The 9,997-nt window shown below is 38.9% G+C and carries 11 protein-coding genes and 1 tRNA gene; all 12 read left to right on the top strand.

Annotated features, from left to right (window positions below; translation table 11 throughout):
• The first annotated feature begins 98 nt into the window (after positions 1-98).
• Positions 99-890, top strand: a complete 792-nt coding sequence (gene murI, locus HNQ43_RS07225) for a glutamate racemase (RefSeq protein WP_244957056.1) — start codon at positions 99-101, stop codon at positions 888-890.
• Complete coding sequence (locus HNQ43_RS07230; RefSeq protein WP_183376320.1) at positions 887-2,263, top strand: aminopeptidase; 1,377 nt, start codon at positions 887-889, stop codon at positions 2,261-2,263. The genes murI and HNQ43_RS07230 overlap by 4 nt, the downstream gene beginning before the upstream one ends.
• Positions 2,263-3,075 (top strand): Cof-type HAD-IIB family hydrolase, encoded by an 813-nt coding sequence (locus tag HNQ43_RS07235; RefSeq protein ID WP_183376322.1) that lies wholly within the window; start codon positions 2,263-2,265, stop codon positions 3,073-3,075. Before HNQ43_RS07230 ends, HNQ43_RS07235 begins: the two co-directional genes overlap by 1 nt.
• Positions 3,076-3,086: 11 nt before the next feature.
• A complete protein-coding gene (thyA, locus tag HNQ43_RS07240) occupies positions 3,087-3,959 on the top strand; it encodes a thymidylate synthase (protein ID WP_183376324.1) in 873 nt (290 codons plus the stop codon).
• 9 nt (positions 3,960-3,968) lie between these two features.
• On the top strand, positions 3,969-4,448 hold the full coding sequence (locus HNQ43_RS07245; protein ID WP_183376326.1) for a dihydrofolate reductase: 480 nt from the start codon (positions 3,969-3,971) through the stop codon (positions 4,446-4,448).
• 132 nt (positions 4,449-4,580) lie between these two features.
• Positions 4,581-4,656: transfer RNA gene (locus HNQ43_RS07250), tRNA-Lys, on the top strand.
• Between the two features lie 193 nt (positions 4,657-4,849).
• Entirely contained in the window at positions 4,850-5,797 is a 948-nt protein-coding gene (locus tag HNQ43_RS07255) for a sugar phosphate nucleotidyltransferase (RefSeq protein WP_183376328.1), read from the top strand.
• Between the two features lie 212 nt (positions 5,798-6,009).
• Positions 6,010-6,558: a translation initiation factor IF-3 gene (infC, locus tag HNQ43_RS07260; RefSeq protein ID WP_183376330.1), complete on the top strand. Its 549-nt coding sequence runs from the start codon at positions 6,010-6,012 to the stop codon at positions 6,556-6,558.
• 13 nt (positions 6,559-6,571) lie between these two features.
• Complete coding sequence (rpmI, locus tag HNQ43_RS07265) at positions 6,572-6,766, top strand: 50S ribosomal protein L35 (RefSeq protein ID WP_183376332.1); 195 nt, start codon at positions 6,572-6,574, stop codon at positions 6,764-6,766.
• A gap of 14 nt (positions 6,767-6,780) precedes the next feature.
• Positions 6,781-7,137 carry a 50S ribosomal protein L20 gene (gene rplT / locus HNQ43_RS07270; RefSeq protein WP_183376334.1) on the top strand — a complete coding sequence of 119 codons (357 nt, stop codon included), beginning with the start codon at positions 6,781-6,783 and terminating at the stop codon, positions 7,135-7,137.
• Between the two features lie 105 nt (positions 7,138-7,242).
• The gene (locus HNQ43_RS07275) at positions 7,243-8,781 is read left to right on the top strand and encodes an LCP family protein (protein ID WP_183376336.1); all 1,539 of its coding nucleotides are present in this window, start codon (positions 7,243-7,245) and stop codon (positions 8,779-8,781) included.
• Positions 8,782-8,894: 113 nt separating this feature from the next.
• Positions 8,895-9,938, top strand: coding sequence for a mannose-1-phosphate guanylyltransferase (locus tag HNQ43_RS07280; protein ID WP_221248031.1), 1,044 nt, complete (start codon positions 8,895-8,897; stop codon positions 9,936-9,938).
• Positions 9,939-9,997: the final 59 nt, after the last annotated feature.

Below are 9,997 nucleotides of genomic sequence, written 5' to 3' on the forward strand. Positions count from 1 at the left end.
ATTACCAATCTATCATATCTTGTTTCAAAATGCTTGTTGAAAGCTCTCGATTGTATTAGCGTTTTGTCTATAGAACAGCTGTGGTATAATCTATATCGATGAAAGAAATGAATTTGTTTAAAGAAAATCCCATCGGTGTCTTCGATTCGGGCTTGGGCGGTATCAGTGTCTTGCATACGATCCAGAACCTGATGCCTAAAGAGGATCTGATCTATTTTGGAGATTCTAAATACAATCCGTATGGAACGAAGACGAAAAGCGAGATCACAAAGCGTTGCATAGAAATCTGTGATCATCTGATGGAAAGAGGCTGCAAGGCTATCGTGATCGCCTGCAATACGGCAACCAGTGCCTGTGTTCCGCTATTAAGAGAGCGGTATCCGGTGGATATCATCGGCATGGAGCCGGCCTTAAAAGTAGCTTGTTCTTTAGGTGAAAATCAGACGGTTGCTGTCTGGGCCACGCACTTTACATTGGTTGAAGAAAAGTTTGCGCATTTGATGGAGCGCTTTGATCAGGAACATCGGATTGTCAAGGTTGCTTGCCCTAAACTGGTTCAACTTGTGGAAGAGGATCGGCTGGATCAGAAAGAAACGATCCAGAAAGTTTTACAAGGCTATATTGAACAGGGGCCGATGGATTCACTAAACAGTATCGTTTTGGGCTGTACCCATTTTGTGTTTTTCAAAGAACAGCTTCAGTCGATTCTTCCGGCTTCTGTCTCTTTGGTTGATGGAAATCTGGGCACAGCGATGCATCTGCAGGAATTGTTAAAGGAAAAGGAACTCTTGAATGAGCATGGGGGTTCTTTGATCTTGTTTGAAAATACATTAGAAGAAAAAATCGAACTTTCCAAGAGATTGTTTCAAAAAATAGGAGGTATGTTATGAAAAACGCATGGATCCAATATGATCAAGAACAGGTCCAAAAAGTCTTTTCTTTCAATGAAGACTATATGAACTGGATCACAAAAGCGAAGACGGAGCGTCTTTTTGTCCAAGATGCACTTGCCTTGGCTAAGCAGAAGGGCTATCAGGATCTTAAGGATGTTATCTGTCAACAGAAAACCTTGAAGCCTGGGGACAAGGTGTATATGAATCAGATGAATAAATCGCTTGTCTTGATGAACATTGGAACAAAACCGCTCGAACAGGGAATGAATATTCTGGGGGCGCATATTGATTCGCCGCGTCTGGATGTCAAACCCAATCCCCTTTATGAAGACGGAAATCTGGCTATGCTGGATCTGCACTATTACGGGGGAATCAAAAAGTACCAGTGGGTCACAGTTCCTTTGGCGCTTTTGGGCGTGGTTTGTTTAAAGGATGGAACGACTTTGGAAATCTCGATCGGAACCAAACCTGGAGAACCGGTGTTTGTGGTCAGTGATCTTTTGATCCATCTGTCGCAAGAGCGTATGAAAGAGAATGCGGAAAAGGTGATTCCGGGAGAAAACTTAAATTTAACTTTTGGAAATATTCCCTTACAGAATGAAGAAAAAGAATCGATCAAAAAGAATTGTTTACAGATCTTAGAAAAGCGTTACGGATTTACAGAAGAAGATTTCTTTAGTGCGGAATTGGAGCTTGTTCCGGCCGATGCTGCCCGAAGCTGTGGTCTGGATGAAAGCATGGTCATTGGCTATGGACAAGATGATCGTGTTTGTGCCTATACTTCGCTGATGGCCCAGCTGGATTGTGAAAATGTTGAAAGAACCAGTGTGACTTTGTTGGTGGATAAAGAGGAAGTGGGCTCGCAGGGCGCTACCGGTATGCATTCGCAATTCTTTGAAAACTTTGTTCGTGAAGTTTTGTATGCGATGCAAGAAACGGAAGAGAGAACGTTGCGTCGAGCTCTGATGAATTCTTGTATGTTGTCCAGCGATGTAACGGCAGGGCATGATCCAAATTATCCGGAAGCAAGTTCCCCAAATAATCAGGCTTATTTGGGTGCTGGTGTGGCAATCTTAAAATATGTCGGATCCAGAGGAAAATCTGGCAGCAATGATGCGAATGCAGAGTATCTGGCAAAACTTCGCCGGATCATGGAAAAAGAGAAAGTCCAGGTACAATGTGTGGAACTGGGAAAAGTGGACTTGGGTGGCGGAGGAACGATCTCCTATATCTTAGCCAACTATGGAATGCAGGTTGTGGACTTTGGTGTACCGGTACTGAATATGCATTCACCGTTTGAGGTGACTTCTAAAGCGGATGTCTATGAAGCGTATAAGGGGTATAAAGCTTTCTTAGGCGCTATGGAATAATGGAGTCAATGATTACGCTTGTGGTTTGTGATCTGGATGAGACTTTGTTGAATGAAGAAAAACAAATCTCAGTAACGGATCGCAGGGCCATTGAGCAGTTAAAAGACAAGGGGATCTTGTTTGGTGTCATTTCCGGGCACCCTGTTGAATCTACACGAAAAAAGCTGAGAGAATGGAAAATTGAGGATTCAACCAGTTTTATTCTGGGGATGAACGGGGGAACGTTATACGATGCGCAAACGCAGAAAATAGAAGAATATCATAAATTAAAGGGTGATGTTCTGCAACGGATCTTTCATCATTTTCAAGATGTCAACTGCATTCTGCAGTTTTATCAAGGGGATGTTCGTTATGTATCCAAGTCTACGCAGCGTACCAGAAATCAGGCAGATTCTTTTTTAGAGACTGAGGTCTTGGCAGATGTGGAATCTTTGATCCTAACGGAGTCTTTTAATAAGGTTACGCTTTATGCTGAGTCCAACAGGATGCCGGAGGTACTAGAAAAAATGATCACTTTTAAAGATCCGGATTGTATGGGATTTTTAGTGGATCCCAACCGTTTTGAATTTTCGGATCCTAGAATCAATAAGGGCTATGGACTTAAAAAGCTATGTCAGCACTATGGTGTTGCGATGGAGCATATCTTGGCTTTTGGCAATGCGACCAATGACATACCGATGTTGTCCACGGCGGGCATCGGTGTCTGTGTTCAAAATGCGACCGATGATGTCAAGGCCATTTGTGATGTGATCAGTCCTTACACGAATGATGAAAGTGCCATCGGAAATTATTTGAATGAAAATCTTTTATAGGAGGTATGCATATGTCTCAATGGGATACAATTTATTGTGAGCTGTGTCAGAAGATCTTAGAGGAAGGAACGAGAGTCTCCAACCGAACGGGAGTGGATACGATCAAGATCCCGGCTGCTCACTTTGAGTTGAACTTGGAAGAAGAATTTCCGATTCTGACAACCAAACAGCTTTTTATTCGTCAAGCTGTTTTGGAGATGTTGTGGATCTATCAGGCGCAATCGAATGATGTACGCTGGCTTCAGGAAAGAAATGTACACATATGGGATCTATGGGAGATCAATGAAGCGGGAGACTGGTGTGATGAAAAGACAGGGAAGGTCTTAAAGCATTTTGATCCTTCTTTTGCCCATACGATCGGGACCGCTTATGGTTATATCGTTAAAAAGATGGGATTGATGGATAAACTGATCGATTCTTTAAAAAATGATGTCAATGACAGAAGAAGAGTAATTTCTCTTTGGCAAGATGATTATTTAGAGTCTGCCGTCTTGCCAAGCTGTGTCTGGTCGAGTGAATGGGATGTTACAAATGGAAAGCTCAATCTGTGGGTCCATCAAAGAAGCTGCGATGTCCCTTTGGGTCTTCCTTTTAATGTGACGCAGTATGCTGTTTTATTGATGATGCTGGCTCAGGTTACGGATCTAAAACCAGGAACGATCAACTGGTCGATCAAAGATGCACATATCTATGTGAATCAGGTGGATGGAATCAAGGAACAGCTGGAACGCTATCATACAAACGGAAGCCTTCCGGCCCCTACGTTATGGCTCAATCCGGAAATCCGTGATTTTTATGACTTTGATCATTCCAAGGAATTGAAAGATATCAAATTACTAAACTATCAACATATGGGAAAGATCCAATTCCCATTAGCACAATAGGAGAATCAGATGAAATTGACGATGATAGCCGCTATTGGCAAAAACAACGAATTGGGAAAGGATAACAAGCTTCTTTGGCATTTGCCGCAAGATATGAAATTTTTTCGAGAACAGACCAAGGGACATACCATTATCATGGGGCGGAAGACATTTGAATCCTTGCCGGGCCTGCTGCCCCATCGTCATCATATCGTGATTTCGAGAAGCCATCCGGACTTGCCCAAAGAAGTGGAGATCTTTGATTCGCCGGATGCGTTTATTGAAGCATATCAGGATACAGAGGAAGAGATCTTTGTGATTGGCGGAGCCATGATCTATAAGGAGTTCTTGCCTTGTGCTTATCGTCTGCTCTTGACGGAGATCGACCAGGATTATGATGCCGATGCTTTTTTTCCAAAATTCGACCAAGAGGATTATACAAAGACGATCTTAACGGACATTACAGAAGAAGGCGTCCATTATCACCATATTGAGTATAAGAGGAAGTAAACAGCTTCCTTTTATTTCTATTGGATCGTCTTAAGAAAGAGAACGCAAAAAAATGTATTTTTGATCAATTCTGTTTTTAAATCTTGGTTGCACTTTGTTTGTAATTGTGCTAATATAACTAAGCTTAGTCATGGACCCCTAGCTCAGCTGGCAGAGCAACTGACTCTTAATCAGTGGGTCTGGGGTTCGAATCCCCAGGGGTCCACCATGATGAAAGATAGCCTATAAGTGAAATGCTTGTAGGCTTTTTTTGTGGTTGAAAGAAAACGGATAATGGCGGTTGTATCCTGTTTTATCGCATGATTTCTAATGATTTTTATAATGGAACGTGATAGAATCAAAAAGGCAGTAGTATCTGCTTTTTTAATGTGTGTAAGAGTATTTTGAAAGGAATGGATTTTATGAGAAATACGACGCTTGTGATTATGGCTGCTGGAATAGGAAGTCGATTTGGCGGAGGAATCAAACAACTGGAACCCGTAGGGCTTCAAGATGAGATCATTATGGATTATTCGATCCATGATGCTATTCAGGCAGGATTTAATAAAATCGTTTTTGTGATTCGAAAAGATATTGAGGATGACTTTAGAGAACGGATTGGAAATCGTATCGAGGCCATGGCACAAAAACAAAATGTATCTATCGAATATGCGTTTCAGGATCTGAACAATGTGCCAGAAGGATTTGTGGTTCCAAATGGAAGAACAAAACCGTGGGGAACAGGGCAGGCGGTATTAGCGGCCAAAGAATTTCTTCATGAACCGTTTGCGGTCATCAATGCGGATGATTATTATGGCAAAGAGGCTTTTCGACAATTACATGATTGGTTGGTATTAGACCATGAAGATAATGCCTATGCGATGGCGGGCTTTATTTTAAAAAACACATTATCAGACAATGGTGGTGTGACTCGTGGTGTATGTAAAGTGCAAGAGGGACATACGCATATCGTGGATGTAGTAGAAACTTCTAATATTGTAAAAGTGGATGGAAACAAGGTAGAAGCTGATGGGATGGAATTGGATCCGAACTCTTATGTTTCTATGAATTTTTGGGGCTTTCCGGCTAAAGAAGGACAGTCTCCGGCCTTTATAGAAGTTTTAGAAAAAAACTTTATTGAATTTTTTAAAAAAGATGTAGTGACTAATCCATTAAAAGCAGAGTATTTACTTCCTACATTGATTGGGCATTTGTTGGAAGAGAATGAATGCACTGTCAAAGTGCTGGAAACGCATGATAAATGGTTTGGTGTTACTTATAAAGAAGACAAACCGGCTGTGATGGATAGTTTTAGAAACTTGATTGAACAGGGAATCTATAACAAGGACTTGTATTCAGATTTGGTTTAGATTTTTCAATCTTGTAATTGTTATAATTACAATAAATAATCCTTTACTTTCAGAAAAAGGTTTGATATCATGTATAGGCAAAGAAATGGAAAGAGTGAAGTACCCCTTCTCACCTGATGCATTTGGATGCATAGGTCAAGAGCCAGTTCGTTATGAATTTGTCTTTTTAAATGGGTACTTTGTGTGCCCATTTTTTTATAGAGAAAAGGTAGGTGTCGAATATCAATAATCGGAAAGTGGCCCCAAACAACGTTAATACGGATTTGTTTAACGAAAAGATCCCCTTCAAAGAAGTTTTAGTTATTGATGCAAATGGTGATCAATTGGGTGTTATGTCAAAAAGGGATGCGTTGGAGAAAGCATATAGTCAGAATTTAGACTTGTTGTGTGTTGCCCCTAAGGCAAGACCAGCAGTATGCAAGATCCTGGATTATGGACGTTATCATTTTGAGCAACAGAAGAAAGCTAAGGAAGCAAAACGCAAACAACATGTTGTGGAAATTAAAGCTTTGCGTCTGTCGCCTATTATCGATACGCATGATTTTGAAACGAAGCTGAAACATGCTCAGAAGTGGATTAATGCTGGAATGAAGGTCAAAATTGATATGCGATTCCGTGGTCGAATGATTTCTCGTCAGGAAGTGGGAAAAGAGATTATGAATCAGTTCCTGGAAAAGATGAGTGACATTGCGACAGTTGAGAAAAAGCCTTCATTAGAAGGAAATACGATGTCAACGGTGCTTGCACCTAAGAAAAAATAAGGAGGAATAGACTATGCCTAAAATGAAGAGCCACAGAGGTTTGGCAAAACGTGTTAAGAAAACTGGTTCAGGGAAATTAAAGAGAAGCCATGCTTACACTTCTCACCGTTTCCATGGAAAGACTAAGAAACAGCGTCGTCATTTGGCAAAACCATCTACGGTACATCCAACTGACTACAAACGTATCAAAGAAATGTTAGTGAAATAAGGGAGGAATAAAGTATGGCAAGAGTTAAAGGTGGAACTGTATCACGCGCTAGAAGAAAAAGAGTCTTAAAACTGGCTAAGGGATACTTTGGTTCAAAACACACATTATATAAAACTGCTAATGAGCAGGTAATGCATTCATTCAAATATGCATACAATGACCGTCGTAAGTTAAAAGGAAACATGCGTAAGCTGTGGATCACTCGTATCAACGCAGCTGCTCGTATGCATGACTTATCTTATTCTCGTTTGATGCATGGTTTGAAATTAGCAAATATCCAGATCAACCGTAAGATGTTGTCTGAAATGGCTATCCATGACGAACAAGGTTTTGCCAAGATTTGTGAAGAAGCTAAAGGCGCTTTAAACTAAGTATTTAAACACAGGTGTGGCATTGTTTGTCACACCTTTTAAGTTTGCCTTAAACTTTGCATTATGATTTAATGATAAAGATGGAAACAGAAATGAGGTTTATGTATGAAAAAAGTCAGCCGTAAAAAACCAGTGAATAAGGGATACAGAATTTTTTCAATCATTTTAACTATTCTTTTGGTTTTGATTTCTTTCTTTACAGTTTTTGAAATCTACTCCATGAATGTATTGACGCCCATGCTTACAGTCATGGTGATTGTCATCTTTATTTTGATTGATGCCATTCTAGGTTTATTGTTGATTTTCAGTGCGAAAAAAATTGTATCGAGAATCTTATTCTCCATTCTGACCGTTGTCGTTACTGTGGTATTTGCGCTGGGCGGATTTTACATGTTCCAGGCTAATTCTCTTTTGAACAATATCACAACAAGTGAGGGCGATATTAAAAACACGGTATCTTTAATTGTTTTGGATGATAGTAAATACGAAGAATTAAAGGATATTGCCGGAGAAAAGATTGGTACATTAAAGTCTATTGATACTTATGGTACTGAACAAAGCTTAGATGATATCAGCTCTGAAGGTGTTGAAGTAGAGAATGAAAAATATGATAGCGTTCAAGCTGAAGTGAAAGCTTTATATGATGGTGATGTAGAAGCCGTAGTATTAAATGAAACATATCGCGGCACAGTTGAAGAAATGGAAGATTATGCAGATTTTAGTTCAAAGACACGCGTCTTACACGAAACCGTTTATTATACAGATCGTGTAGAGAACACGGCCAAATCCGTTGATGATATCACATCACATGCATTTAATATTTTGATTAGCGGAAACGATACCTACGGTGATTTAAGTACTGTATCTAGATCAGATGTCAATATGATTGTCACTGTAAACCCTGAAACAGGTGTGATTTTACTGACAAGTATTCCACGTGACTATTATGTTACTACAGAATGTGATCCGGCTTTAGGATGCCAGGTTGGTGCTTTAGATAAACTGACTCATACAGGAGTACATGGTGTCGAAACTACACAGGCTACTTTAGAGAACTTGTTAGGAATTGAAATCAACTATAATTTCCGAGTCAACTTCTCTAGCTTAGTAGATATTGTAGATGCCTTAGGTGGAATCGATGTCACAGTTGAACCAGGTTATGCCGTACCGAATTTGTTGCACGGAAATGGCCGTGGAGTTACAGAAGGCGTAAATCACTTGGATGGAGAACTGGCTCTAGCGTATGCACGTGAACGTTATGCTTATGAAGAAGGTGACCGTCAACGTGTTAAAAACCAGCAGCAAGTAATTATGGGAATTGTAGATAAGGCCACATCACCTGCAATTCTGACTAACTTTGCTTCCTTGATGAATGCCTTAAGCGGTGCTTTTGAAACAAATATGAGTACAGCAGAGATTCAACAATTGATTCAATATCAATTAAGCAGTTCTCCAGATTGGAAATTTGTACAGTATTCATTAGATGGTACGGGATCAACAGAAATGTGTGCGGAACTAGGTGATGCCGCATACGTTATGATTCCGGATGAGAGCACTGTTCAAACAGCTAAAGAAAAAATTGAGGCAGTAATGAATGGGGAATCAGCGGATTCAGTTACTGGTATAGACAATTCTGAAAAATAGATAGTTGATGATTTATAGAGCAGTTAAGATGTAATGGCGCATTTTAACTGCTTTATCATGAACAATCATTTTAAATGGGAAGGATTTTGATAACAATGTTATGTGCTTTGATCATGGCAGGAGGAAAGGGTACAAGATTTTGGCCCGCATCTACCGAAGAAAAACCAAAACAGTTTTTAAATCTTTTAGGCAATAGAACTATGTTACAGATGACTGTAGATCGTTTATTACCTTTGATTCCAATGAATAGAATTTTTGTTTGTGTAGGAGAAAACTATAAACAATTGTGTTTTGAACAGTTACCAAACTTGCCGAAAGAAAATATTATTATAGAACCAGAAGGAAAAAATACAGCACCTTGTATAATGTTATCTTCCGTTTTTATAAATAATATATACAAAAACGCTAACTTAATTGTCGTTCCTTCAGACCATGTTATAAAAAAACAGCAAGAGTTTTTAGAAGTTTTGCAAAAAGCAAACAAGTATCTTGATGAACAAGGAGAAGGCATTATAACCTTAGGTATTAAGCCAAGTAGGCCTGAAACAGGATATGGATATATTAATTATTCAAATCCAATAGATAATCAAAACTTTATTTATGAAGTAATACAATTTGTGGAAAAGCCAGATTTGGAAAAGGCAAAACAATATATTAACGATGGAAAGTATTTATGGAATGCAGGGATGTTTATTTTCAAGATTGAGTACATGTTAACTCAATTTGATTTGCATTCTCATAATATATATAAAGCATTGGTAGACTTACCTAATTTTCATGATGCGGATTATGATTCTGTTTTAGCTGCAAAGTATTCTAATTGTGAGGCCATTTCTATAGATTATGCAATTATGGAAAAATGTAATAAACTTTATGTCATACCTGCAGATTTGGATTGGGATGATGTTGGTAGTTGGAGTGCTTTACAAAGATATTTGAAAAAAGATTCTTTTAATAATATATCTAATCAAAATGTACTTTTCGAAAATAGTTTTAACAATGTTGTCTTTTCAGAAGACGATAATGTCATACTATTAGATGTGGATGATTTGTTTGTCATTCAGGTAGAAAACAAACTTATCATAGGAAAAAAAGAATCTATTAGTAAAGTTCATCTTTATAAGGAGACCAGCTATGAATCTGTCAAGAAAAAATAGCTGATTTTCAATAAATGTTTGTTTATCGTTGATTCCTTAAAATTGGGTATACGAAAAAC

Source organism: Faecalicoccus acidiformans (assembly GCF_014202635.1).
Taxonomy (GTDB): Bacteria; Bacillota_I; Bacilli_A; order Erysipelotrichales; family Erysipelotrichaceae; genus Faecalicoccus; species Faecalicoccus acidiformans.

Bases quoted from the DNA above. Each gene is read 5' to 3' on its own strand.
- thyA (WP_183376324.1), top strand. From the start codon at position 3,087: ATGTCTCAATGGGATACAATTTATTGTGAGCTGTGTCAGAAGATCTTA.
- HNQ43_RS07275 (WP_183376336.1), top strand. From the start codon at position 7,243: ATGAAAAAAGTCAGCCGTAAAAAACCAGTGAATAAGGGATACAGAATT.
- HNQ43_RS07280 (WP_221248031.1), top strand. From the start codon at position 8,895: ATGGCAGGAGGAAAGGGTACAAGATTTTGGCCCGCATCTACCGAAGAA.
- HNQ43_RS07235 (WP_183376322.1), top strand. From the start codon at position 2,263: ATGGAGTCAATGATTACGCTTGTGGTTTGTGATCTGGATGAGACTTTG.
- HNQ43_RS07255 (WP_183376328.1), top strand. From the start codon at position 4,850: ATGAGAAATACGACGCTTGTGATTATGGCTGCTGGAATAGGAAGTCGA.
- rpmI (WP_183376332.1), top strand. From the start codon at position 6,572: ATGCCTAAAATGAAGAGCCACAGAGGTTTGGCAAAACGTGTTAAGAAA.
- HNQ43_RS07230 (WP_183376320.1), top strand. From the start codon at position 887: ATGAAAAACGCATGGATCCAATATGATCAAGAACAGGTCCAAAAAGTC.
- HNQ43_RS07245 (WP_183376326.1), top strand. From the start codon at position 3,969: ATGAAATTGACGATGATAGCCGCTATTGGCAAAAACAACGAATTGGGA.
- murI (WP_244957056.1), top strand. From the start codon at position 99: ATGAAAGAAATGAATTTGTTTAAAGAAAATCCCATCGGTGTCTTCGAT.
- rplT (WP_183376334.1), top strand. From the start codon at position 6,781: ATGGCAAGAGTTAAAGGTGGAACTGTATCACGCGCTAGAAGAAAAAGA.